Raw genomic sequence first — 24,951 nt, 5'->3', positions numbered from 1 at the left:
AACAGAGAGAGCTACACTGGTCAATTACCTAAAGAAAAATAAAGATAGAATTGAATATGGCCGGTTGCGGCGAGGAGGCTATCCTCTTGGTAGCGGGGCAATTGAAAGTGCCAATAAGTTCATCAGCAATATTCGACTTAAAAGATCCGGTGCCTGGTGGAAGGTGGACTACGCCAATAATATTTTGAAACTGCGCTGCGCCAAATACAATTCTAAATTTGACTCATTTTTTGATGGATATGAGGAAAAGACCAAAGGTAAAAGAGTTACCAGAGAAAAGAGACTCCGCGTCGTCAAATGATGCCATAGTCATCGGATGCTCCCCATTTTAAGCTTTGAATCATGACATCTGAAAACTGAAAACTGAGATTTGGATTTTGAGCTTTCAAAGTGAATGCAACCGGCGCGTCTGCCATTCCGCCACTCACGATATAATCGCAAGACAGGATTTTAACCTGTACGGTATAAAAATACCACCGGTCCCTATGCATGATGCTCTTAACCCCGAGCCGGGTCCGATTTTTAACGACTTTCGTATGGTCAGCCATATGCGCATTATTTTTTCTTCGTATCAAAAACTGCTGAAATCATAAAATCTCAATTTCAGTTCTTGAATTTGATTCTGTTAAAGCAATATCCACTTCCGATTCAAAAATATCAATCTGCTCTTCAATTGACTGTAGTTTATTTTTTATTTCAAGAGGGTCAATGAGCTTTGCTTCATTATTTTCTTTAAACGGAACTGCAATCCTGTCGTAATCATCTTTTGATATTTCAGTCTCAGGTTTTGAATAAGTAGCTTGCAATAATTTAAAAAGCTGGCTTTTGATATTTGCATTGTGATTTTCAACCTGTTTGATTTTTTTAAAATATTTTTCTGCTAAACATTTTCTAATATTTTTTTCTGTTTCAATAGAACTTTTTCTCTCAATTGCTTCCGCAACAGTCATTTTTTCATTTGCTACATAAATTTCTGTAGTTGCGTTGGACTTGACAACGGCTGACTTAATTTTCCTTTTTCTTTCGATAAGATCTGTAAGGCTTTGATATGAAGATTTGGTGTTTTTTTCAAAATCTTCTTTGCTTTTAATGCCGACTTCCATTTTGCTGCCTGTCAGGATTGTTACGGGTTCCAAGTTTTCCAAAATTTTTTGAATTCTTTTATCCAAGGTCTTTAATTCTACCAAAGCCCTTGTTATAGAAATTTTATTCATAAATCATTCCCTTTATTCTTTTTTAACAGTGAGTATCTAACGACTTCTCAGTGCGATTGTGGAGCGCGCAGCGTGTGGCAATCCGCTGGAGCCCTTTGGTTATGCGATTTTTCCACTACGCGCCACCAATGCAATGCATGAAAAGACACTCAAAGGTAACTGACCAAAGGTGCATTATATTTGTACGATCGCGCTTTCCCGCATAGATAGCCTGCCGGAGTCTTCGCTTCCCTGCGAAAAAACGAGCTTGCCCAAAACTGAAGCATCTACGACCAGTTACGACTCGGAACTGATTGAAATATAAGTGTTGTTAACCCCGTGGTCAGTTACGTTTGCATTCCCGTATTGCGGCAGGCCGATGCGCATCCTGAAATTCTGGAATGATTGCCGCCAATCTGGGTGAATGGTAAGCGAGGCACCTCTATCTGAACATATCTGAAAAATAGATATTTACTTAAAGAGACGGGCTTGTTCAACCACGGATAAGATCGTGGTTCGTTTGTACCTTACTCATACACTCTATCTCTATTCATTAGGCATGGTCATCCTTTAATTGTCATTAAGGGCTCCAGTTCTACAACTGGTGTTGCTATCCCAGCCCCAGAAAGAGTTTCAACAATGGGGGTGATACCTTTATAAGCAAAAGGAGCTTCTTGTTTTATATCAGCAAATTTTTGCAGGACAATATCTTTTCTTAACTTGATATCGGGTCTCCTCAGATCAACAGGAGTTACTACTCTAAAATTTTTTAAAAACCTTTTAAATTCAGCTTCATATCCTTTTAGGGCTTTTCCTCTCGATAAAACCCTGCCAGCTCCGTGACTAGCACTACGGATTGACTCTTGATTGCCTTGCCCAGCTAACAAATAGCTACTGGCTCCCATAGACCCTGGAACCATTACTGGTTCTCCATAATACTCAAATGGCGTATTTACCATTTCATTCAATCCGTTAGCAGGGCAAGCACCTTTCCTGTGTATAAAACAACTTTCACCATTAATTGTTTCTCTCCATACTAAATTGTGTGGTGAGTCGTAGATTAATGAAAACTCAACTTGACCAAAATTGTTTTGTAAGGCATCAAGAGCCATAATTGCAAGAAAAAGTCGGTTTGCAAATGCAAAGTTAGCTGCATTGGCTAGAGCATCCCAGAATTGCTCAACCTCTTTTTGATATTTCAATCCAACAGGCAATGGAAATATATTATTTGAGGGATATTTAAGACTTTGAGGATATATTTTTCGAACAAGATCGTTGTAAAAATTACCGCTTAGGTGGCCCACAGCCACAGAACCAGTATGAACCATTACTGTGACCATACCAGGCTTTAGCCCCCAAGCATGAGCAATAGATCCATTAATGATACTTTTTACGTATTGGATTTCTACAAAATGATTTCCTCCCCCGATGCTTCCTATCTGACTATCTCGAGAAAGACGGTCCGCTGGGCCAAGAAAATCATTAAGCCCGAAGGTTGACTTTGCTTTCAAGCTTCCTTTTTGCGAAATAGAATTAAGATCGTTTTCTATATTAAGATTATGAAATAATGACCAAAGACCATCCATTAAGCTTTTGGGGGTTGCATCAAGCAACCCTGTAATTCCATTTTTGAAGAGCGCCTCACGTTGCGCTCTCGACATCGGAATATTGCGACCACCTTCAAAAAAAATGCGCCTAAATACTGTTTCAAGTTTGTCCAGGTTTGCCTTTATTTGATCAGCAGAGAGAGAAGTAGCGTGTAAGCGCATACCACAGTTTATGTCATTCCCAATTGCCTGTGGAACGATGAAACCTTGTGTTGCCAGTACAGTTCCTACAGGGATACCTTTGCCTTTATGAAAATCCGGAGTAAGTGCGATATGAGATATTTTGGGGACGACACCAAAGCTTTCAGGTGTACTCTCTGCCACTCTTTCGATAGTTTTTTTATTTCGAGAAGCTCAATGAGTTCAGAAATAGATGAAGCGTCTACAGGAACATCTTCATTTGCAAATAAAGTTGCAGCTACCCCATAAGGATTAGTTATGCTTAATCTGTTTTGATCTATGCGAGAGAGGCGAGAGTCAAGAGTCATAGTTTTGAATTAACATGGTGCTGAGTGAAAGCCGAATCGTGTTGCTAACCCGCATCTTGGGCAGTGCAAGTAAGCGTAGCTTGGTTGTGATCTTCACGGTGTCTGGTCAAGTGCCTTGTTCTGGCGCGAAGCGACAGGACGATGGGCTTGACGTAATCAGCACCGCGATTCATGGCGACGAAGTCGCCATAAACGGTGAATTCAATTGCCTAAACCGTTCATTGGCTTAGGTCCTTTGGAATGACTTGATGCAAATCATAAGTTTGAGCTCACAAAGTCGGGTCAGGATTGGCAATTCAAATCTGATATTACTCAGCGTAACAAATCAGCGGTCCAATGGCAACGGAGTAGGTAACTGCGGTTACTATTCTCCCATAAAAAATACCAAAAAAAACAGAGCTGTGGTCGTTCAAAGAGGTAAGTGACAAAGCGCGGGAGATTCTGTGGGGTGCTGTTGAACGGTCACACCAAATTATGCTTTCTTATACACCCCGTGTGAGACTGAGAGTATCTTTTCCTGCTTCTTTAACCTGTGCACGATCGCGTACAGTTTGCTTTTATCGTACCCAGTCTGTTCGACAAGCTCACCCATGGTGACCCCTTTGGTGCTGGCAGTTATTATCTCGGCAACATGAGCTGTTGCTGTTTCCGGTCGCGTCTTTGGCTGCTGGGGTACTTGTTTGGTACGTTTGCCGGAGACCGATTTTTTCCGGGTGGCGGTTTTTTTCTTTCTATTTTCCGTCGAGGAAGGTTGTACAGCTTTCTTTTTACTGAAATCAGGCGCATCATCCATGTCGATACCGAAAAGGTCTGAAAGGTTGGCATCGCCAAGCACATTGCTGCTCTTCTTTCCGGCTTTGGCAACAAGTTTTTCCGCCGAATCTTCTACCGCTTTGGCTATCAGCTCGTTGATGTCGACTCCGCGCAGGATAAAAAACAGGGCCGGATCCTCATCCAGCCGGGCCCCGACCCCGTAGAGTGTTGCAGCAACATGTTTACACATAGTGGCCCAGTCCGGGCAGCTGCAATCCAGTTGGATCGCTTTCGGGTCGGGGAATAATCCCTTATCCTGGCTGAAAAAGATATCTGCGAGTGCTTCTGGGAACTTGCCGGCAAGAAGGTCCTTTAGCGACTGCAGCTGTCCCTCACATTGTTGTCGAATCTCTTGCCATCGTTTTTGGGTTATCGGCTTAATGGATATTTCAACATTGTACGGTTGGGCAGCAGAACCTGCCACCAGCGCACTGATCTTTTCCCGTTTGATCTGCAGGTCGAGAACAGCTCCATGGCGGACATAGCTTCTTCCTCTGCCGATGCGGTTTTCATAGTCAGCATAACGTTCGAGATTCTTGTTCCACGACTTTCCCCACCAGTTGCGTGCTAGAGTTGTCCCTTGGAGGAGGACTGGCCTGATACCCGGATTTTTTTTCTTCAGTTTCTCCAGCTTTTTCAACGTCTTCGCTTTTTTTTCGGCAACAGTGACGTATTTTGGAAATTTCCAATAACTCATAAGATGCTCCTTTATCTCTTTTCTCAGACGGTTAAAGTGAAAAGATCCCGTAATTCATTGTTGCTCATTTCGGTAATCCAGCTTTCCCCGGAAGCGGCGACAATCTCCTCGGAGAGTTTGGCTTTCTCCATCAACATGTGGTCTATTTTTTCCTCAATGGTGCCTTTGGTCAGAAATTTATGGACCATCACATTCTTTTTCTGACCGATCCGAAAGGCCCGGTCGGTCGCCTGATTCTCCACTGCCGGGTTCCACCACCGATCAAAATGGATTACATGATTGGCTGCCGTAAGGTTCAAGCCAACGCCACCTGCCTTGAGAGATAAAACAAAAAACGGTACATAATCAGAACCCTGGAATTTTTCGATCATTTTTTTTCGCTGTCCCACCGGAATACTGCCGTGCAGTACCAATCCTTCCCGCTTGAAAATGGTCGTCAGAAAGCGGGACAGCGGTTCAGTCATTTCTTTGAACTGGGTAAAGACCAGGACCTGCTCCCTCTTTTCATAGATCGTTTCACAGATTTCCCGGAGCCGCTGAAATTTGCCACTTTCTTTTTCCTCAAAAAGCTCTTCCCCTAGGTATTGGGAGGGATGATTGCATAACTGCTTGAATTTCATCAGGGCAGAAAGGATAAGGCCCCTTCGCTGAATTCCTTCGGATTCTTCCAGGGCCTGGCTGATTCTTTCCAGGAACTCTTGGTAGAGCACGGCCTGTTTTTTACTCATCGGCGCCCAGCTTTTCATCTCCACCTTGTCTGGGAGGTCGGAGATAATCGCTTTATCACTTTTCAGTCTCCTGAGAATAAATGGACTTACAACCTTGCGCAGGCCGGTATATCCTTCCGGAGAGCCCTCCAGCTGTTTTGTGAATTCGCTAAACTCCTTTGAATTACCCAGCAGACCGGGGTTGACAAAGTCGAACAGGCTCCAGATATCCGACAATCTGTTTTCTACCGGGGTACCGGTCATGATAATTCTGTTTTCAGCTTTCAACCCCTTGACCGTTTTGGTCTGTTTTGTACCCGGGTTTTTGATCGCCTGTGCTTCATCAAGGATGACATAGTTCCAGCAGTTTTCCTGCAACCAGCTATAGCGCTGGACCATCTGGTACGTTGTGATCACCAGGTCCAGAGCACGAAGTTGTTCCCTGTCCGGGATGGGAACTTTAGCAGGTTTATGCATGTCCGGGTGGGCTACAAACCATGACAGCGCCGGGTAAAACCTTTCAATCTCGCTTGTCCAGTTTGACAGGAGCGAGGCTGGAAGAATGAGGAGGGAGGGAAGTGTTGTATTTGTGCTTTTTGCCTCTTCTGCTTTCAGGGCATTCAAAAACGCCAGAACCTGGATGGTCTTTCCAAGCCCCATGTCGTCAGCCAGGCAACCACCAAGCTTTAAGCTATGTAGTGTATACAGCCAGTTTAGACCATCTTGCTGGTAACCGCGGAGTTTGGCCTTGAATGTTCCGCTGGTTTTCACTGTGCCGATTTCTCCAGGGTTTTGCAGTGAGTTGAAAATCTTCTTCAACCACTCTCCGTGGGAGACGGATGAGAGGGCTTCTGCATTATCTTGCCCCAGTTTTTTTTGCGGAGACATTGAAAAACGCATAGCCTCCAGCAGGGTCATTCCGCCATCGTCGTTTAATTGCCTGGCCTTTTCATAAGCCTCCAGGGTTTGCCTGAGTTTTTCCTGATCGACGGCCACCCATTTGTTTTTCAAAAAAGCGAGTCCTTCAGACTCCTCAAGCAATCGGCGTGTTTCTTCTACGGAAATTTCCGTATCACCGACCATAAGACGTGGTGAAAAATCCAGCAGTGCGTTCATGCCGACCATGGATGGCATCTTCTCGCCGATATGTATGGCCACGCTGATGTTGGCGCTCTTTTTTTTCCACCAGTTCGGAATACGACATAGGATACCCGATTCTTCATATAACGGAATCTCCCGCAAAAAAAGAAAGGCCTGCTGACCGGACCAGGCCAATGGATGAAAGAGATCGCCGTTGTCCCGCATTTCCCTGATAAGGCAACTTTTTTTTGCAGCGGTATCGACGGTGACAAGCAGTTCGAGCAGCTTGACTTGATCGTCACGATATTCCTGTAAGGCGAATTTCAAGGGAAGATGTTTCGATTCGCCCTCTTCACCGACCATGGTGGAATAGGTTGCAAGAAAAGCAAATGGAGCTTCATGATCCTTATTTTCAACCAAGTGAAAGTAGATACGACCGGCCAGATGTATATCGGGGCTATATTCTTTGAAAAACTCTTCAACTGTCCCTTCGTATGCGTTGATTTTGCCACGGAATGACTGGTGCAATTCACTCCATACTGCCGAAAGAACTTCCGGCTGCAGGTATTCGCTTCCGGTCATCAATGGGACCGAATCGAGCCAGACCGAAAGCTCTTCATCACTTAAAGGGAGATTAATATCACCACGTAATTCTTCGATGTCTGATGAGAGCCTGAGTGTGTTGATAAAGAGAGCAGCCAACTTCCGCCAGAAATTCAACGAAGATGAGACGGGAGTCTTCCTACTGGTAAAACCGAGAAAAAGGAGCCAGCTGTCCGGCTCGGACAGATAATGCTCATAGATTTCGTTTTGCAGCAGATTTTGCCTATTGCTCATCTTGCCGGAAACAGTCACCCATTCAAGCTGAAGTGCGCCATCCGGCATGAGTACTACCTGAAGTTCATCGTAAGCCATAAATATATTGAGATAAAGAAAGAGGAAGATAGCACAAACTGAAGTGGTGCTACTTTACCTAGTTTGCGTATAAAATGAAACTACGAGGTGGTTGTCTAAAATTTATCAGATTGGCTTGTCTCTGGCCCTCAAAAGAAATAAAAAAGTCGTAACTGGTCACAGGTTCTCCACGGAGTCTCCCGATGTCCCTTACCTCTTTGCACGATCGCGGTTTCCCGCATAGATAGCCTAACGAAGTCTTCGCTTGCCTACCGGTCAAACGGGTAGAGATCCCAAAGGCAACAGGGAGTACTCGTCTTCTGGGGATACCTGCTGTCCTTGATCACTTGATTCAACAGGACATCGAAGTCTGCGCTTGTCTGTCCAGGTCCTGGTGCCAATATTCGACCTTGTTTTTTTGGAAATAAACTTTGGATTTCGTAAGGAACTGTCAGCCCACGATGCCGTGTATCAGGTCCGTCACTACATCCGCGAGGGGTACGCGTGGCTGTCGATTTGTGACCTGGCGAAGTTTTTCGACACGGTGGAGCACGATGTGCTTATAGCCCGGGTCAGTAGAAAGGTGCGCGACAAGCGTGTTTTGAAGTTGATCGGTACATACCTGCAAGCAGGAGTGGTAATAGGTGGCCGCCTTCACGAGACCCGTGAAGGTGTTCCCCAAGGTGGCCCGTTCTCACCACTGCTTAGTAATATCCTCCTGGATGAGTTGGACAAGGAACTGGAGGGGCGAAGCCACCGCTTCGCACGCTATGCCGATGATTTCGTCATTTTGGTGAAGAGTCGTCGGGCGGGTGAGCGGGTGATGGCGAGCATTAGCCGGTTCCTGGAAAAGAAGCTCAAGCTCAAAGTCAACCAGGAGAAGAGCAAGGTGGCTCACACCAACGAGATCACCTTCCTCGGTTTTTCCTTTACTGGTGCCAAGATCCGTTGGTCGGACAAGGCCTTTGTGCGCTTTAAAAAGCGCATCAAGGAGTTGACCGGACGGAGTTGGGTGTTTCCATGGACTATCGACTGTTCAAATTGGCAGAGTATTTACGTGGCTGGATGGGGTATTACGGGATATCGGAGCTGTATCGACCAATACCCGAACTCGACCACTGGCTACGTCGCAGGGTACGCATGTGCTACCTGAAACAGTGGCGTTACTGTCGCACCAAGGGGCGTGAGCTGATCAAGCTCGGGACTTTCCTGCGAACTGCCATCTCGGTCGGCTTGAGTCGGAAAGGCCCGTGGAGATTATCCCACACATTGGCAACTCTGTCTGGAATGACTAAGCAATGGCTTAAGACTCAAGGTTTGCTTTCTATCAAAGATCTATGGGTAAAGATTCATTATCCGGCTACCCGACTATGAATTATCTATATATTTTACAGATTTGAGCATGCCTATTTCATCAGAATCATTTATTTCTCTAAAAGCTCTCTTCAAATATGCTTTTATATTAGTGTCACAATGAGGATATGCACGCTCTGGATTTATATCTCTTAAATGAAGGAAGATTGCTAAGGCATAGCTGTGTTCTTCTTCAGAGAGATAGCCACCACCAGAAACGCTCCAACCTTGTGATTCAATATCTGAGTATTGTTGAAACGTAAAAGCGGCATTGGCAACAAAGACACCGAATCCTAGGAAGGTTGCACAGATATCTGTCGCATACTCCCAATTATCCATACCCCCAGGAGGTGGTTCAGGAGCTGTAGCTGTTAAATAGTGAGATAACTCGTGGGCAAAAGTTGCTACCAATTGAATAGGGTTTGATAATAGACGTGGGTTGTAGGTAATGACTATTTCGTTTTCACTTCGTGCTTCGAAGGTTCCTAAAGGATTATTCGGGACATTTTGTAAAATTACTGTTGGTGCTACTCTAATCTCAGGATCTTTTTCTTGAACTTCAAGCACACAAGGCCACTCTTCCATGCAAGCGTAAGCCTTAACTTTTTCGAATGTTTCTATTGCTAGAGAATCGGGGGAGGATGATTTTAACGGAAAATATTGTTGTGTTGGGAGTATTAGTTCGGTTTTTTTGTAAAAATCATCGCCTCCAAAATACGTCAATAACCACTTGAAACAATCTATTTGAAAATCCTTTGCCTCCTGAGTTAATAAAGGCTTTTTCTTGAATATATTGAACATATTTATAGCTTTGGATTCATGACGACAAAGTTGCCATGAACGTTGAGTTAAGAGGCTGTGGGGCCTCTAAATATTTAATTTTTAGACAAGGATTCCTTTTCGATCTATCTCAGACTTTCTGAACGCCGAGCCTCGCGCAGTCCCTCTTTATCGCCTGGTTGTGTGCCGGGCACGGCACACGTTCTTAAGGGTGAGCCTAACCGTACCTGATTTCAGAGAGTTAGGCAAGTCCCAGGCCCAGCCAGATGGAGGCGAAAGGCGTAACGCTATTGCAACGGGTATTCGGCAACGAATCCTTGAAGGATGTACCTCGGCTACGGCTGAGTAGCGTGAAAGTACGGGCGACGTACAGAAATCGAGTCAGGCGAGTCTGATCGGGGCCCTAGTGCAACAGCAAGGTCGCTTTGATGTGTTTTTACGTGTAGTGCTCTTACGTATTGAATTTAAAGAAAATAATACTTAGGAGTAAAGCGTGGTAGCAAAAAAATATCGAGTGAAACTCACCGAAGAGGAGAGAGGCATTTTAAACTAATTGGCTTCTCGTGGAAAAACAGCGGCTCGCAAGTTAATTCATGCTCAAATATTGCTTCACGCAGATGAGGCCTCAAATACGGGGGGACTAACAGATACGGCCATTGCAGAGGCTGTACACTGCAGCCGATTAACAGTAGAAAGAGTCCGTAAACGTTTTGTTCTTGAGGGCCTTGATTCAGCGCTTAACCCCAAAATCAAAAAACACAGGCGCCCTAAAAGATTGGATGGAGAAGCTGAAGCTTTTTTAATTGCAACAGCCTGTTCGCCAACACCAAAGGGACGTTCGAAATGGACAATGCAATTGTTGGCCGACCGATTAATCGAATGCGATATGGTAGTAAAACCTGTTCTGAAGAAAGAGGTGATAAAGAACCACCATATCTTTACTATACCGTCAGCAGGTGGAGTAACCACATTTGTTTCAGAAGGACTTAAGGAGGCTAGTGTCTGTCTATAAATCGGTTATTTCGAGTAGAGGTGCGGAACCGATTTCTGCAATGTCATGTAACTTTGCACGATCGCGGTTTCCCGCATAGATAGCCTAACGGAGTCTCCGCTTACCCGGAGTCTTCGCTTACCTGCAAAAAACACACTTGTCCAAATATGACGCACCTGTGGTCAGTTACAGTTAGGAGGTAAGTGAAACCAAGAAAATATAGGCCCCGTGATGAATTGCGGCTACGTTATGCCAGGATCATAAAATAGACCAATTTTGCAAAAGAGAGGTCTTTTTTCTTGACGCCCTACACATACACTGGTAAGTCAGGGAGTACTCAAAGATTAAAACCGTTACTTGTACCGAGCACCTCTTTCATGAACAACACTCTGCACACCTCTAACATCCTAGGCGCAATCGTCGAGGCAGTGGTGTGTTCTGTGGTCGTGGTGGTCATTATTCTAGTGAGGAGCGAGGCGCCGTAGCGGGTAATAACGAGTTTTTTCAACCCCTGTCGGCGCCTCGCCGGCAGGGGTTTTTTTTTGCTCCTGCCTGGCGCTGACACCAATCACTGCGGCCCTAAAAGGGCTATGAGGGAGATGTGTTATGGAAGAAATGACAGGTGCTCAACTGATAATACGGACGCTTCATAAGTTCGGCATTACCACCATTGCCGGTATTCCCGGCGGTGCGAATCTGCCTCTTTATGATGCCTTACATCAATTCCCGGAAATCAGGCACATTCTTGCACGGCATGAGCAGGGAGCTGGTTTTATTGCCCAGGGTATGGCTCGTTCATCGGGTAAACCTGCAGTCTGTTTTGCCACCTCCGGTCCGGGAGCCACCAATATTCTTACAGCCATCGCAGATGCGTACCTGGATTCAACTCCTGTCATATGCATAACAGGGCAGGTTCCACTTTCCATGATTGGTACTGACGCCTTTCAGGAGGTTGATGTCTATGGATTGAGTATTCCCATCACCAAGTGTAATTATCTGGTCCGTTCAGTAGAAGAATTGCTGCGTATTCTTCCTGAGGCGTTTCATGCTGCCACCAGCGGTCGTCCCGGGCCGGTGTTGATTGACATTCCCAAAGACGTTCAGCTGGCTCATATTACAGTGGACCGGCTGCCGGATTTGCCTGAACCTACCAGGCCGTCAGCACCTTCTGAAACTGATCTTCACACAGCTGCTCAGATGATCAATCAGGCAGAACGTCCAGTGTTCTACGTCGGTGGCGGGATTGTACACAGCTGTGCGGGAAAGGCAGCGCGCAGGTTTGCTGAAAAAGCGTGTCTTCCTACTGCCATGACCCTGATGGGATTGGGGGTATTGCCCCCGGAACATGATCTGTACATGGGAATGCTGGGCATGCATGCTGCCCGCTCTACCAATATCATGTTGGATGAATGTGATCTGCTTATTGCGGCAGGTGTACGTTTTGATGATCGTGCCACAGGAAAGATTTCAGCGTTCTGTCCAGATGCCAAAATAGTACACATCGACATTGATCCCGCTGAAATAAGTAAACTGAAACAGGCTCATCTTGGATTGGTAGGTGACATTCGCGCCACTCTGGAGCAGCTGTTTCCTTTGATTGCAGAGCGGCAGATCAATGGCTGGAATAAACGGGTGCGTAACCTGCGCGCTGAATATCCTTTCTTTTGTGATGAAAATTTTGATTTTGCCAGTCCCTATGGAATTATCATGCGTGCTGCCGAAATAGTCGGCGACCGGGCCATTGTGACCACTGATGTTGGGAAGCATCAAATGTGGACAGCACAGGTCTACCCTGTGAACCGAACTCGCCAGTTACTTACTTCCGGAGGCCTGGGAACCATGGGATTTGGTCTGCCGGCAGCCATAGGTGCGGCTCTGCAAAATCCCGACAGACCGGTTATCTGCTTTAGCGGAGACGGAAGCATTATGATGAATATTCAGGAACTGGCCACCCTTGCCGAGCATAATCTGAATGTTAAGGTTGTGGTTCTCAATAACCAGTCCCTCGGCCTGGTACGGCAACAGCAAAAGCTTTTTTATGAAGGACACTATGTTGCATCGGAGTACAACCACACCGTTGACCTGGCTGCCATAGCCCGGGGATTTGGTTTAAAATCCTTTGACGGCTCCACTTCCATGCTGCTTGACGAATTGCTTTCCGTGGCATTACAGAGTGAAGGGCCAGCCTTGATTACTATACCCATTGATATCGAAGAAGATGTGTATCCCATGGTGCCTCCAGGTGCTGCAAATTCTGTTATGATTGGAGGTAAATATGAGTGCGCATAATACTGTGGAAAATGTAGCTGTTTTGGAGTTGATGGTACGCAACCATCCCGGAGTTATGTCACATGTCTGCGGCCTTTTTTCACGTCGCGCCTATAATGTGGAGGGCATTGTGTGTCTGCCGGTTGATGATGGCGGACAGAGCAGAATTTTTCTCAAGGTGGGAGAGGAGGAGCGTCTGGATCAGGTCGTAAAACAGCTTGAAAAGCTTTCCGATGTATTGCATGTCAACCGGCACCAGGATGGTCATCCGGTGTTTGCAGACCTGCAGCAATATTTTCATGCATGAGGTGGAGACGGTATTTACCTTTTACCCGGAGAACAATCCCCTGTCATCGATACATCCGTTGATGACAGGGGGGATTAGTTCGTGTCTGTCCATAAATGGTCTTTTCGGAGTCTCGTTTCCCGCTTACCTCAACTTGAGCAAGAATCCTCATTTATGGACAGATATCCAGTTCGTGGGAGTAACGAGTTTTCCCTGAATGCGTGAGCATTCTGGAGTGGCGCAGATGCGAGGCGGCAATGTAATTGATACGACTTGAGTATCTTAATACATTGCCAACACAGCAGATATGCTACTCCTGTGCGCCCCGCAGGTGGCTGGTGCGCCTGAGTTTTCAAGTGTATTACATGTATCTTGGTAATACCGAGTAAGTACTCAGACTCAGGTGTTAACCCGCCAGAGATTCAAGTTTTTGTTACGCATCGTGTATCTGGAGATATACCAGGGTTTGATTCAGGAGTTGATAAGCAATCTCTCCGAAAGTGATCGGCCCCACAAAAGGATCTGTTCGCTGGCCTTCAAGTCCTGAATACAGATAATTCAGGATACAGTTACAGGAAAAAGTTATATCTTCTTCTTTTGCACCGCTTTCCTCCAGTTGTTTCTTGAAAGCATCTGCATAATTAGCAAAAGGTTTGGCGTGCTTGTAGCGAACACCTGTAAATACAGGCGCGTAAAATTGCACATCCTTACCGGGATCAACACTCTGGAAACTGATGTTTATCAATGCACCATAGTAGTCAGCAACCAAGGGGAGTTGAATATCCAGATTATTGTTTGTAATGTAGTCGGCAAAATTCTCTTTAACACCATTTACCATTACCTCTGAGCAGGAAAAACCGTCATTGGTAAATGTCAAGGTATCTCCGTCCCCCTGTTCGAAGATATTGATGATTCCCACATCAACGGTCTTTCCAGGTACGAGGTCAACATGCATAACAACTGCTTCGTCCTGAAAAGTCTCACCGGTTTCTCCGTTCACTACCTTGGGGCTGATTTTCCCCAGATCATCAAGGTGCACGCCTGAAATCCAGCCGAGCAGCGGTTGGCTGCCAAAGTCCTTATAGTTAGGCGCATTGACAGCAAAGGAAATATGTGTGGAACTGGAGGCAGGAATAATAATAAAACTGAAGCCATCGGAACCAGCATCTGTATAGACCGTTCCAAGCTGATTCTGATCATATACCTTAATATTTGTAGAAGCAGTGATTGCAGATATGTCGGTGACAAAGAGTTTGTCTTGGCTAACGAGGCCCCCTTGGTCAGGAGATATAAAGTATGGGATGGTTCCTCCAATCCATTTTCCTTTTGGCAACTGTTGCAGGAGTTTTTCATCCCCAGCTATAAGAAGGGTCTTGCCGGTTGAAATAAGTTGTTCAACTTCGCTGATATTAAGTAATTCCTGTTGCATGACTCCTCCTATCCAAAAATGGTTTTTATATCGTCTTGGGCAGACTTGGTTGCGGCATTCTTGGTATACAAGGCGTGCAACTCGTCAATGGCAGCAGAAACACTATCGGGAGACGGATCTGTTTTTACAGTCCGTACTAACCTGCCTAGAAGAATCTTGGCGGCTAGAAATTTCAGACTAAATGCTTTTTTTCCTGTTACAATCTCTTTCCAGCCGGGGTTCGTCTTAGGGGGAATACTCATACCTGATAACCTCCTTTGTTAAATGAGCTGAAACTCTAGGCCGTAAAGTATTATCCTGAGGAGGGGCAATTTATACGGCGTTGGTCATTTTTAACAGTAAGAGGTCTAAACGCTCAGCAAAAGGCAATTGTTTAAAGATAAGCGATCAACGAGAGATGTTGTTGGTAGCCTGTCTACGGGGACAATGAACTTCTGCAAAAATGGTCGTCTAGAGTTACTTACCGTAAAAAAAGTCTCAGTACGTTTGCCTCTTATGCATTGTATCACACCTTGGTCTGGAACAAAGAAAAGGATGGTAAAATAGGAAAAAATATGAAAAATGTTATTAAATCTGTATGTTACCAGGGGGGCTGTCGGAAGGTTGCTATTTTTTCTCAGGTTCAGGCATATTCAGGAAATTAAGCACAGCCATAGAGTTGATATGGCGAGCATTGCTTTTTTGAAAATAGCCCAGGTATGGTGGAAAAAGTGCTTTCACGGCAGGCATCCTAGATGCTGTAGGTCGTTGAAAGCATAGTATTATGCCACGTTAAGGAGATTATGCCGTTTTTTATGTTTTCCTGATCCCAGGAATACCTGGTGTATACCCATGCCTTGCCCCTGTAAAATACGTCAGAAAGAGAATGCAAGTTATCGTTGCGGCACAAGGGAAAATAGCGAAGTGGATTATTGTTCCCGCATTTCTAACTTGTCAGAGTTAGGGATAAATCTTGATTTCATCACGTAAATGGACTAGGTTCGGTCCAGCATTTTTTATATAGCCTAAATAATGCTGATACTGTAACAGTGAACTGTTCTCCTGTACCGCATCTTGGCCCGATCACCCCTCATGGTATAGTCAGCTATAGCGCAGAGACTCGCTTGAACGAATCCGGACCGCTGGATCAACGGTTACAATGAGCTTGCAGTTAGTGCCTGGCCATAAATGGTCTTTTCGCCGGGTAGCTGTGCTGTCTTTAAAGTTTTATCCTTGGAATGTCTGCTATATGCCTGCGGTAAAATTTTGAAGGTGTCTTGCTCTCCAACGATAATCTTCATTTATGGACAGACACCGGTTAACAGTATTGGTTTATACATCGTTTTAGAGCCATTGGTTTTTGTGGCTTATTATTGAATAGAGGAGAGATAAAGTATGAAAGCATCAGCAGTGCTGCTGGCCGCGGCCCTTTTCGGCCTGACAGCTTGCAGTCAAGTAAGTATGGGCACAACCGGATCTAAAAGTGTTGTTACCGGAAGTGCAGGTGGAGAAAATACTACCAATGCAAATTCTGCCCTTGAGCATTGCAGTGAACCTTTTGGCACTCTTGCCGTCAATGAGGATTCAGGTAATCTGTATTCTATACTCGGACGTTACGGTATTCAGTCCACTGTTCCAGCTCTTCGCCTGCTGGCTCAACAGAGCAACTGTTTTGTCGTAGTCGAACGTGGCGCAGGTTTAGGTCACATGCAGCGTGAGAGGCAACTGCAGCAATCAGGTGAACTTCGTTCCGGGAGCAGTTTTGGCAAAGGGCAGATAGTTGCCGCGGATTATACTGTAACGCCTAGTTTGCTTGTGGGCAGTAATGATACAGGGGGAATCGGTGGTGCCCTTGGTGGTATGTTTGGCAGTGTTGGAGCTGCGATAGGGAGTTCTTTGAAAACTGCTGATGCACAGAGCATGCTGACACTGGTGGATAACAGGTCAGGAGTTCAGGTGGTTGTTGCAGAAGGTAGCGGCAGTTCCATGGATATTGGCGGTTTGTTCAGCATGTTCGGCAGCAGTATGGGAGGAGCATTGAGCGCCTATAAAAAGACACCGGAAGGTAAAGTGGTTCTGGCTGCCATGACAGATGCCTATAACAATTTGGTTCGGGCTACCAAAAATTATAAGCCACAGAAGGCTACAGGTCCCAGAGGAATGGGAACGGGCGGCAAACTGAAAGTTAATTGAGATTGTTGCAGTTCAAAGCATTCCTGAAAAATGCGGACTGCAGCATTGCAGGCTCCATTGCCGGGAGACCCGTCTGAATGAATCCGATTTCCAGCCTTCTGCCGGAAATCGGATTATTCTCTTATCGACTCAATGCCATTTCAATTTCTTTGCTAATGGATGCAATCATCTGGCCTGGATTTTCCGCGTCCCGAATTGGTCGCCCGATAACCAGATAATCCGCTCCGTCGGCAATGGCCTGGCCAGGGGTGGCAATTCGTTGCTGGTCCCCTTTATCTGAACCGGAAGGCCTGATGCCCGGCGTAACCATAAGAAAATCAGAGGTGATTTTGCTTCGCAGCATGGAGGCTTCCTGTGCTGAACAGACCACACCGTGGCATCCTGTTCCTATCACTCGATTTGCTCTTTCAAACACCAGGTCTTCAATGGTCCCCTGGTAATTGAGTTCCTGGAGTTGCTGTTCTCCAAAACTGGTCAGGACTGTGACTGCAAGAACCTGCACTTCTGTTTTTGCCTCCAGAGCCGCTTCCACCACAGGGGTATACCCATGAACCGTGGCCAGATGTACTCCCCTGCCTGCAAATTGTTCAAAGGCCAGGCGAACGGTGGCTGGAATATCATACAGCTTCAGGTCCAGCATTACTTTTCCACCACGTGCGGCGATATGGTCTACAACTTTCCAGCCACTAGCGAAAAAGAGCTGCATGCCGACCTTGAAAGAGGTAATCTGTCCATCCAGGCGATCCACTAATTCAATGGCCTGTTCAGCTGTGGGTACATCCAGAGCGAAAATGATACGTTCGTTAAGTGGAATGCTGTTTCTCTTCATGCTGTGATCATTTCTTCTTTGAGCATCTTGTCTGCAAAGTCTAAAATAAATTGTCTCTGGGCGGGAGTAGCCTGGGCTATGCAGGAACAATGCATATTTGCTGCACTGCGAACCAGCAGTTCAAATTTGATGGAACGCTCTTCCAGAATAACTGAAAAGTAGAAAGGTGCGCAGTCGTCATGTCCCAACTGGGCTTCTCCGTAAAGATCCTGGGGGAGTTCAAGGAAAAAGACCCCTTCCAGTGAACCGGGTTTGAGAGTTCGTTTCAGGTAGCTGTCGAGGTTATCTTTTTCCAGAAATGAGATTTCGTCGACCATAAAATAACGCATAATATCCTCTGTATTCAATTGCTGGATAACTCAAAAATTTTGGGGGCGATGAAGGGTCTTGGGTAATTTGTATTTCCAGCGACCCTAAAGATCAAGGCAGGTAGTATCCTTGTTAATCACTTCGCACCCATCCGGGGTTACAATGGCTATATTTTCAAGCCTGATACCTCCCCATTCTGGAATGTACATGCCAGGCTCAATGGTAACCACCATACCTGGCTTCAATGTCCTTTGACTTAAGGGAGAGAGGCGAGGTTCTTCATGAACGGCAACTCCCACGCCATGTCCCAGGCTGTGCTGAAAGGCTTTTCCATATCCGGCATCGTCAAATATTTTTCTTGCTGCCTGGTCAACCTCTTGACCCGTCACTCCTGGCTTGAGGGCTGCAATACCGGCCAACTGAGCTTTCCTCACCAGGCGATGCCGCTCTAGATATTGATTATCAGGTTTTCCTGCCACAAAGGTTCTGGTCATATCTGAGCAATACCCCTTGTAGATAAGTCCCATATCAATGAGTACAATATCTCCTGATTGGAGGATTGTATCCCCAGGAACGGCATGGGGTTTGGCAGCATTGGGGCCGAAGGCGACAATGGTTTCAAAACTGGGCCCTTCAGCCCCCATTTCCTTCATGGTTAAATCGATGGCCAGGGCGACTTCCTGTTCCGTCATGCCTGGCTCAATGGAGAGGTATACAGATTGAAAGACCTGCTCGTTAATACGGGTTGACTCCCGAATCAGGGCCAGTTCTTCTTCTGTTTTTATCAGGCGCATCTTTTCCAGCATATCCTTTGTCGGAACAAGCTCCAAAGAGATTTTTCGGCCCATATTGAGCATGTTGGAATGGGTGGAGTGCAAGGTGTAATGGCTTTCAAAGGCCAGGCGCTGTACACCTATCTGCGGCAGCAGTTTTTTCAGTAATTTGATAAGTCCTTTGGTATAGATGGCAATTTCAAAACCACTGGTTTCCTGTTCAGCCTGCAGGGTAAACCGTGAATCCGTAAGCAAATATGGTTTGCCATTTGCCGGAATCAGGAGAAATCCTGCCGGTTCCTGAATGCCATGGTCTTTTGCGGTATAGCCGCTGAGATACCGGCGGTTATCGGGTTGGCTGATCAGAACGGCGTCAAATTTTTTCCGTTTAAGCTTTGCCTGCAGGCGAGCGATACGAGTTGAAGGCAGGCTCTTTGCACCCATCAGATAACTCCCAGGCGCTGTTTCAATTGATCACGATACTGGTTCAGAGCCTGTTCATACTGCCCATTAAGTTCTCCTTCGATTCTGCTCCACTCCTCCTGAAATTGTGGTTCCATAGTCGGGTCTATATTCATGCCTTCACTGGATATACCTTTTTGGGCAAGAATTTGCTCTATTTGCATCTGCATCTGCTGTTTAAGTTGCTCGCGATATTGATCCCGGTGGGTGGTGTACTGTCCTGTGACAGTCTGCAGTTCCTGGCACATGGCAGTAATATCCTGCGCATTACCGCTGAGTTCAATGATTCCCTGCAGAGCTTTGCCTATACGTGTCTGAGCCAGTTCATCGCGGGGAATGAAAATGTTACGCATTAATGTTTCCAGCATCCCTTTGCGGATTGCAGTCTGTTCATCTTTTGGGCTCTGCTCAAGGGATTCCATGAGTGGTGGAGGTTGACTTCCAGCTGCTGTCAAGTCGTTGAGAAATTCAGCTGCCAGCTGCATGCCTTTTTTGGTTGAGTTTTCCGTTGATATATCTTGACTGGAAGCCTTACCCATGCGGGCGGCTCTTTCCATAACCAGATCCATTGTTGATCGTATTTCAGCCATTTTCGGGATTCTCCTCAAATGAAAGATGATAAAGTGGGAGGAATTTGTGGATTGCGATTATAAGCATTGTTGTTGAAAACTACAAGAGAGGTGATCGAACAAGCAGAGCTGCAAAGAACCCGTCGCACTGCTCCTGGGGGAGAGGATGAAAAAATCCCTCTGCTGTTACAAGATGCCTTGCTTCAGGTGGGAGTAATGGTTTGGCATCCTGGATTGTAAAATCATCATGCTTTGCCAGAAAGTAATTCACCACGGCCTGGTTTTCCTCTGTTTCCAAAGAACATGTTGCATAGACGATGCGGCCACCGGGATTGAGCAGGTTTGCGCAACATTCCAGCAGCTGTTGTTGTGTTGTTTGGTATGCTGTCAGATCCTCGAGGGAACGATTCCAGCGAATATCGGGCTGGCGTCTGATAACACCCGTTCCTGAGCAGGGCGCGTCCAGGAGGATGGCATCAAAAGGTTGCGGCTGCGACTGCAACAGTTCCTGGAGCGAACAGTGTACAGCCCGGACACGGTCCTGCAGGGTGAGGCGTGTTAGATTTTCTTGAAGCAGCGCAAAACGTCTTTTATCCGGTTCTGTGGCGCTAAGAGTCGAGTCCCGGCAGAGGTGCTGGGCGATGTGACTGGTTTTGCCACCAAGGCCTGCACATGCATCCAGAAAGCGTTGTCCCGGGCGATTCGGTTCGAGAAGCAGGGTGGCAAGTTGTGCCGAAACATCCTGGACTTGAAAGAATCCTTCTGTATAGCCAGGTAAATTCGGTACACTTTCAGGCTCTTCCAAGAGTATACCCTCGGGGCTCAGGGAAGAGAGCTTTGCCTGTATTCCAGCTTGATCAAACAGGGACATGAGTTCTGTTCGGCTGCAATTACTGGTGTTGACTCGCAGGCAGATTTTAGGGATGGTGTTGTTGGCCGTGTAGAGCGCTTGCATGCTTTCCTTCCCAAATCGTTTTTGCCATCGATCTGTCAACCATCCAGGGTGGTTGTTTGGCGTATCTTTTTGGAGTTGCTCCAGCAAGACATCTTTATTTCGGGAAACATTTCGGAGCAGTCCATTGGTAAAACCAAGAAGCCATTTGGGTTGACGGGATATTTTCAGGCTGTTGACAGTTTCATTGATAGCCGCAGACTGTGGGATGCGCTCCATAAAAAGTAATTGAAAGACCCCAAGACGTAATGCCACCAGAGTCCGCGGCTTCATCTTGGCCAGCGGATGTTTGGAATATTGGCTTATAACCTGATCCAGGGTCTGCAAATTCCGCAATACACCAAAAACAAGATTTTTTGTCATGGATTTATCCCGTTGCGGAAGGTCTGCTGTGTACTGGTTGAGAAAAATTTCTATGGGCTTTCGGCTTGCATGCCAGTCGACAAGCGTGCACAACGCCTGGGTTCTTGCGGAGATGGATTGAGTGTTTTTTCTGGATGTCAATGGGCAATATGTATGTGTTGTTAGTCTTAAGGGTGACAGCGTATATTATATCCTTACCATATTCTCCAAAGCTCTTGGAGTAACAAATTGCCCTGAAGAGCAATCAGTACAGATTATCTTTGTACAGGCTCATGTGCTGCTGATAACAAGCAGATAAAATTTAAAAAAACTCTTTTCAGGATTTTTTTTCCGAAAAAATGAATATATGGTGAGCGGAAAATTGTAAATGGAGAGGTGGCATGTAAGTGTTTGTCAGTATCGGTAGATTTCACGGGGGATTGCGTTGCGTAAGATGAATTTGTCGTTGTTACGATGGTCCGGTGTAATTTTTGCAATAAATTCGCGGTGTATATTGACGTAATTCGATTCAAGATAACAGATAATGTTTTTTAGGAGGCAATGATGAAAAAAAGTTTTTCAGCTTTAGCAGTTGCCGTTTTGTCGTTATGTCTTGTGCATCAGGCACACTGCGCCAGTTCCAGTTTGAGTCTATTTGACGTTTTTCTCAATGGTAATCAGGCTAGTGATGCCTTTGGGCCTTTTGAAGGCAATGATGCTAACACCGATTGGAGTTCATCTGTCGGTGGTAATACGTACACCCTGCTTACTTCTTCTGAAGGAGATTCCGATACATATTTTCAGGGGTATGAATTTGATTTATTACTCGACTCATACGGTCAATATACGCTTTCCTGGACTGGAGGAAGCACTGCAACATCTCTTGACCTGGTGTTAGCCATTAAAGCTTCAAACAGTTTTGCTTTGTATTTTTTTAATGATGTCAGCATAGCGTTTGGTGGAGGGTCTTATGACGGTTCCTATAGCATCAGTTTCAGTAATCCTGGTGATCAGACCCCGTCTCTGTCACACCTGAATGTGTATGCTTTAGGGGAAGGAGGAACCTCTGGAGACGATCCAAACCCTTCTGTTCCTGAGCCTGGAACCATGATGCTGTTCGGAGCAGGTCTTGTTGGTCTTGCAGCCATTGGGAGAAAACGCAGCAAGTAACGACCTGTCATTTTCATCTTTTTGGGCACTCCTGAGCAGAGCGAAAAAACGCTCTGCTCTTTTTTTTAGGACAAAAAAATCAAACTTTTGCGTTTGCCCTGATTTCTGATTTATATTGGGCGGTTCCGCTCAAACTCTGATGTTACATCCCAGCTGTATACAATTCCCTGTATGCCTGCTCCCTTTTGTTTATAATGCGAAGCTGTCTTTCCAACTGGTGGACAGCTTTTGATCCCTTGGGAGCGTCTGCAATACGCTGTTGCAGGAGTGTGCTCAGTTGTCTGGCAACTTTAAAGTCAAAAGGATTGTAGTGTATCCATGCCGTCCATGCCTCTTCCAATTCCTTGGAGTTGTCTCCATATTCCTTTTGTTGAAGAAGGAGTGTATTAGCCAGGTATGTTGCCGGGTACCCGAATTGATCAAACCCAACAATATATTTTCTGTCCCGGAAACGACGATACATGGATGGAAGCATCTGAGATCTTTTAAATCGTGAAATGTTGCTTTCCTGGGGGCCGACCGGATCCCTCTGGTAATGGCACGTGCAGCTGTCCACTGTCCTAACCAGGTTTGCCACAGCTGCCCTTGATTTTTCCATGGCTATCTGAGCAGCGGCCTGATAAATGGCCAGGTCCGGTTCATAGATGCTTTCCAGTCTCTCCACACCGCGTGGGAGATTTCCATTTGCCAGGTCCAGCATACCTCGTAATCCTTTGGTTTCGTCACTGATGAGTCCAGTGGCTTCGACTTGATTGATTACCTGTTTGGCATCATCCAGGTGGTTTCGGTATATAAGGTAGGTAAGGCTTGCATAAAAGTTCTGGTCGGATTCGGCATAATCTTCGTAGTGTCTTTGCCCCCAGAGATGCACGCCTTCATCAAACCCATGGGCAAAAAAATTGGTGATGCTGTTTATTGCTTTTACTTCATTTTCCTGCACCTGTGGCTTGTTCAGACTCTTGGGAAAATATTCCATCAGTGCTACATATGGTAGAAAAAACGATGGGTGCAGGCTTTGTGCAATTTCCAGGTGTTCCTTGCTTGGAAAGCCGTCAGGGCTGTCAAGGTAGTGCAGGTGATAATGGAGGTAGGCATCACTTATCTTTTCCCTTTTGTTTCGCAAGGATGCGGGTACTCTGGATGCCTCACCCTGAGGATAGACAAGGGCAAGGGTCGCGTTGACTTTTTTCCAGGCTTTGACAAAATCTTCCTGGAAATAATCCACCCAGACATCCTGGGTGGCGACATCATATGTGACCAGCGTTTTCAACTGCTCATCATACCCGACAATGGCAAACACATGGCCAGGGACATACACCAGCGCAGGCATACCCGCATCTATGACATTTTTTATATCCTGCAGGGTTGCCATGGGAAAAAAGTCGTTTCGAAAGCCCAGGCTGTCTGTATACCATGCCTGGTCTACGGTCAGTGTCCCCCGGCCCAGGCCGGTAATGCTGTGGCCGATCTCTGTTGCTGAGAGTTTTGCTCCCCAGAAGTTGAGGACCAGTGCCAGTGAATTGGGCACACAATAAGCATCTTTAAAGGTAATCGGGGTCTCAACACCGGGAAGTACAATTCTTTTCAGGTCTGAAGAATCAATTTCAAGATTGTCGAGATATCTGCTTGATCGTTTTACCAGTTCCTGGTTGACATTATACTGAGCTACAACTTTTTGAAACCCATGTTTTGCAGCCTGATCATCACCAAGTTTATGGGCCAGAAGCGCAGCCCGGAATTGGAGGTAACCTGCAATTCTCTGGTTCGGTTGTTTCTCCAGGCCATGCTGATAACACCACAGTGCTTTTGAAACCTGACCGTGTTGTTCGAAAAATTTACCGGCTGTACTGAACCAGTTGGTCGGTGCGCCGAAGCCGATGGCAAGGCTGATGGCCGCGCAACTGTTGATGGCCAGGACCTGTACAAGGCGAAATCCTTTGCCTGCAGCAGATTCCGGACGCAGATAATAGTGGAGCAGAAATGGAATCCACCACGATCCAATCAGAAGGTTAATGGCAAAAAAGATGGCCGAGTCAGCGCCCCAGCCTCTGCCGCTGGCCTGGCCAGCCTGGAAGCTGGGCAATGCGATGGTCAGCTGCAGAAAGAAAAACCAGGTCAGGGCAATCAGGATAAGAGCTATAGCATAACCAACGGTTTGCAGTGGGGAAATGCGAAGTCTGATTTTGCCCATGTATCCCCCTGCAATGATACCTGAAAGCAGCAAGACAAGCTGACATGTGAGCAATAAAGATAAGGCCTGGGCATCGTTAAAAGCCACAGGCATGAGGGTGGCAAAAAGGTGATCGTTGGCCAGTATATATATGCTCAAACAGGCAAGGCCCAAGATAAGGCTGAACAGCATGCCACCTGACATCCCTGCAAGAATATACGATTTTTTCTGTAGTCTCCGTGGAGAAAAACGGATGCAAAAGTGTTCCTGATCAGCCAGGTAGATTCTACGCATGCTTATATAGACAATGGCGGTACAACAGATGTGAACCGCCATCAGCACGAGGCTTGACCAATACCACTTGATGGGCTGGAAGATGAGCAGTCCGTAGACTGGTGGCATGATAAGAAGGGAAAGCGTAGCGACAACAACGGCGCGGATTTTTTTCTGCAGGCGTGCAAAAACCATTGCACAGGCCAGCCCTCCTGCCAGTGGGCTGGCTATCAAAGTCAAGAGTGCCAGGGAAACAGGAGAGAGCAGGGGGCTGTCGCATTCACTGCGTTGTTTGCCTGGCATCTCCTCCTTACTCGTGGTTGGTTGGGATGTTTCGCTCATAG

Annotated in this window: 18 protein-coding genes and 2 pseudogenes; 7 read left to right on the top strand and 13 right to left on the bottom strand. The window is 46.2% G+C overall.

Annotated elements, in window-relative coordinates; translation table 11 throughout:
- Nucleotides 1-301: pseudogene (locus tag G493_RS28930) on the top strand (ISKra4-like element ISDau4 family transposase); the annotation flags it as partial.
- A 286-nt stretch (nt 302-587) separates the two neighbouring features.
- On the opposite strand, the gene G493_RS0111405 reads toward G493_RS28930, so the two are convergent.
- The 4 genes from G493_RS0111405 to G493_RS0111390 form a co-directional block, all read right to left on the bottom strand.
- Complete coding sequence (locus G493_RS0111405) at nt 588-1,214, bottom strand: hypothetical protein (RefSeq protein WP_028580489.1); 627 nt, start codon at nt 1,212-1,214, stop codon at nt 588-590.
- 542 nt (nt 1,215-1,756) lie between these two features.
- Nucleotides 1,757-3,124, bottom strand: a complete 1,368-nt coding sequence (locus G493_RS28925) for an RtcB family protein (RefSeq protein ID WP_205623668.1) — start codon at nt 3,122-3,124, stop codon at nt 1,757-1,759.
- A gap of 636 nt (nt 3,125-3,760) precedes the next feature.
- Nucleotides 3,761-4,798: an SWIM zinc finger family protein gene (locus tag G493_RS0111395; RefSeq protein WP_028580488.1), complete on the bottom strand. Its 1,038-nt coding sequence runs from the start codon at nt 4,796-4,798 to the stop codon at nt 3,761-3,763.
- Between the two features lie 23 nt (nt 4,799-4,821).
- Nucleotides 4,822-7,500, bottom strand: coding sequence for a DEAD/DEAH box helicase (locus G493_RS0111390; protein WP_028580487.1), 2,679 nt, complete (start codon nt 7,498-7,500; stop codon nt 4,822-4,824).
- Between the two features lie 251 nt (nt 7,501-7,751).
- On the opposite strand from G493_RS0111390, the pseudogene ltrA reads away from it, so the two are divergent.
- Nucleotides 7,752-8,853: pseudogene (gene ltrA / locus G493_RS28920) on the top strand (group II intron reverse transcriptase/maturase); the annotation flags it as partial.
- Here the strand turns inward: ltrA and G493_RS28915 are convergent.
- Nucleotides 8,848-9,633, bottom strand: a complete 786-nt coding sequence (locus G493_RS28915; RefSeq protein ID WP_051309244.1) for a hypothetical protein — start codon at nt 9,631-9,633, stop codon at nt 8,848-8,850. The pseudogene ltrA and the gene G493_RS28915 overlap by 6 nt on opposite strands.
- Before the next feature lie 532 nt (nt 9,634-10,165).
- On the opposite strand from G493_RS28915, the gene G493_RS34815 reads away from it, so the two are divergent.
- The 3 genes from G493_RS34815 (at nt 10,166) to ilvN (ending at nt 13,178) form a co-directional block, all read left to right on the top strand.
- A complete protein-coding gene (locus G493_RS34815; protein WP_084813539.1) occupies nt 10,166-10,624 on the top strand; it encodes a helix-turn-helix domain-containing protein in 459 nt (152 codons plus the stop codon).
- A 585-nt stretch (nt 10,625-11,209) separates the two neighbouring features.
- Nucleotides 11,210-12,892, top strand: a complete 1,683-nt coding sequence (ilvB, locus tag G493_RS0111370) for an acetolactate synthase large subunit (protein ID WP_028580486.1) — start codon at nt 11,210-11,212, stop codon at nt 12,890-12,892.
- Complete coding sequence (gene ilvN, locus G493_RS0111365) at nt 12,879-13,178, top strand: acetolactate synthase small subunit (protein WP_028580485.1); 300 nt, start codon at nt 12,879-12,881, stop codon at nt 13,176-13,178. Before ilvB ends, ilvN begins: the two co-directional genes overlap by 14 nt.
- A 412-nt stretch (nt 13,179-13,590) precedes the next feature.
- Here the strand turns inward: ilvN and G493_RS0111360 are convergent, their stop codons facing one another.
- Both G493_RS0111360 and G493_RS0111355 read right to left on the bottom strand, forming a co-directional pair.
- Nucleotides 13,591-14,586, bottom strand: coding sequence for a DUF6976 family protein (locus G493_RS0111360; RefSeq protein ID WP_028580484.1), 996 nt, complete (start codon nt 14,584-14,586; stop codon nt 13,591-13,593).
- 8 nt (nt 14,587-14,594) lie between these two features.
- Nucleotides 14,595-14,828, bottom strand: a complete 234-nt coding sequence (locus tag G493_RS0111355) for a hypothetical protein (protein WP_028580483.1) — start codon at nt 14,826-14,828, stop codon at nt 14,595-14,597.
- Nucleotides 14,829-15,960: 1,132 nt separating this feature from the next.
- On the opposite strand from G493_RS0111355, the gene G493_RS0111345 reads away from it, so the two are divergent.
- Complete coding sequence (locus G493_RS0111345) at nt 15,961-16,758, top strand: CsgG/HfaB family protein (protein WP_028580482.1); 798 nt, start codon at nt 15,961-15,963, stop codon at nt 16,756-16,758.
- A gap of 121 nt (nt 16,759-16,879) precedes the next feature.
- Here the strand turns inward: G493_RS0111345 and pyrF are convergent, their stop codons facing one another.
- From pyrF to rsmB, 5 genes are all read right to left on the bottom strand, one after another.
- On the bottom strand, nt 16,880-17,587 hold the full coding sequence (pyrF, locus tag G493_RS0111340) for an orotidine-5'-phosphate decarboxylase (RefSeq protein WP_028580481.1): 708 nt from the start codon (nt 17,585-17,587) through the stop codon (nt 16,880-16,882).
- Nucleotides 17,584-17,916: a hypothetical protein gene (locus tag G493_RS0111335; RefSeq protein ID WP_028580480.1), complete on the bottom strand. Its 333-nt coding sequence runs from the start codon at nt 17,914-17,916 to the stop codon at nt 17,584-17,586. Before G493_RS0111335 ends, pyrF begins: the two co-directional genes overlap by 4 nt.
- 84 nt (nt 17,917-18,000) lie before the next feature.
- A complete protein-coding gene (locus G493_RS0111330) occupies nt 18,001-19,113 on the bottom strand; it encodes a M24 family metallopeptidase (protein WP_035274235.1) in 1,113 nt (370 codons plus the stop codon).
- Entirely contained in the window at nt 19,113-19,721 is a 609-nt protein-coding gene (locus tag G493_RS0111325) for a DUF6657 family protein (RefSeq protein ID WP_028580478.1), read from the bottom strand. The genes G493_RS0111330 and G493_RS0111325 overlap by 1 nt, the downstream gene beginning before the upstream one ends.
- Nucleotides 19,722-19,800: 79 nt before the next feature.
- Nucleotides 19,801-21,156: a 16S rRNA (cytosine(967)-C(5))-methyltransferase RsmB gene (rsmB, locus tag G493_RS0111320; RefSeq protein ID WP_161629821.1), complete on the bottom strand. Its 1,356-nt coding sequence runs from the start codon at nt 21,154-21,156 to the stop codon at nt 19,801-19,803.
- 399 nt (nt 21,157-21,555) lie between these two features.
- On the opposite strand from rsmB, the gene G493_RS0111310 reads away from it, so the two are divergent.
- Nucleotides 21,556-22,164: a PEP-CTERM sorting domain-containing protein gene (locus G493_RS0111310; protein WP_084813537.1), complete on the top strand. Its 609-nt coding sequence runs from the start codon at nt 21,556-21,558 to the stop codon at nt 22,162-22,164.
- 142 nt (nt 22,165-22,306) lie between these two features.
- Here G493_RS0111310 and G493_RS0111305 read toward each other — a convergent pair whose 3' ends face one another.
- Nucleotides 22,307-24,910, bottom strand: coding sequence for a C39 family peptidase (locus tag G493_RS0111305; RefSeq protein WP_028580475.1), 2,604 nt, complete (start codon nt 24,908-24,910; stop codon nt 22,307-22,309).
- Nucleotides 24,911-24,951 lie beyond the last annotated feature (41 nt).

The sequence above is a fragment of the Desulfogranum japonicum DSM 18378 genome, from assembly GCF_000429945.1.
GTDB classification, from domain to species: Bacteria; Desulfobacterota; Desulfobulbia; order Desulfobulbales; family Desulfobulbaceae; genus Desulfogranum; species Desulfogranum japonicum.
This window is presented reverse-complemented; position numbering and strand designations above follow the sequence as displayed.

What these genes read in the sequence shown, in the direction of transcription:
- G493_RS0111395 (WP_028580488.1), bottom strand. Translation starts at nt 4,798, where the DNA reads ATGAGTTATTGGAAATTTCCAAAATACGTCACTGTTGCCGAAAAAAAA.
- G493_RS0111360 (WP_028580484.1), bottom strand. Translation starts at nt 14,586, where the DNA reads ATGCAACAGGAATTACTTAATATCAGCGAAGTTGAACAACTTATTTCA.
- G493_RS0111325 (WP_028580478.1), bottom strand. Translation starts at nt 19,721, where the DNA reads ATGGCTGAAATACGATCAACAATGGATCTGGTTATGGAAAGAGCCGCC.
- ilvN (WP_028580485.1), top strand. Translation starts at nt 12,879, where the DNA reads ATGAGTGCGCATAATACTGTGGAAAATGTAGCTGTTTTGGAGTTGATG.
- G493_RS0111310 (WP_084813537.1), top strand. Translation starts at nt 21,556, where the DNA reads ATGATGAAAAAAAGTTTTTCAGCTTTAGCAGTTGCCGTTTTGTCGTTA.
- G493_RS0111305 (WP_028580475.1), bottom strand. Translation starts at nt 24,910, where the DNA reads ATGCCAGGCAAACAACGCAGTGAATGCGACAGCCCCCTGCTCTCTCCT.
- ilvB (WP_028580486.1), top strand. Translation starts at nt 11,210, where the DNA reads ATGGAAGAAATGACAGGTGCTCAACTGATAATACGGACGCTTCATAAG.
- G493_RS28915 (WP_051309244.1), bottom strand. Translation starts at nt 9,633, where the DNA reads ATGTTCAATATATTCAAGAAAAAGCCTTTATTAACTCAGGAGGCAAAG.
- G493_RS0111405 (WP_028580489.1), bottom strand. Translation starts at nt 1,214, where the DNA reads ATGAATAAAATTTCTATAACAAGGGCTTTGGTAGAATTAAAGACCTTG.
- G493_RS0111345 (WP_028580482.1), top strand. Translation starts at nt 15,961, where the DNA reads ATGAAAGCATCAGCAGTGCTGCTGGCCGCGGCCCTTTTCGGCCTGACA.
- G493_RS0111330 (WP_035274235.1), bottom strand. Translation starts at nt 19,113, where the DNA reads ATGGGTGCAAAGAGCCTGCCTTCAACTCGTATCGCTCGCCTGCAGGCA.
- G493_RS0111390 (WP_028580487.1), bottom strand. Translation starts at nt 7,500, where the DNA reads ATGGCTTACGATGAACTTCAGGTAGTACTCATGCCGGATGGCGCACTT.
- pyrF (WP_028580481.1), bottom strand. Translation starts at nt 17,587, where the DNA reads ATGAAGAGAAACAGCATTCCACTTAACGAACGTATCATTTTCGCTCTG.
- G493_RS0111335 (WP_028580480.1), bottom strand. Translation starts at nt 17,916, where the DNA reads ATGCGTTATTTTATGGTCGACGAAATCTCATTTCTGGAAAAAGATAAC.
- G493_RS0111355 (WP_028580483.1), bottom strand. Translation starts at nt 14,828, where the DNA reads ATGAGTATTCCCCCTAAGACGAACCCCGGCTGGAAAGAGATTGTAACA.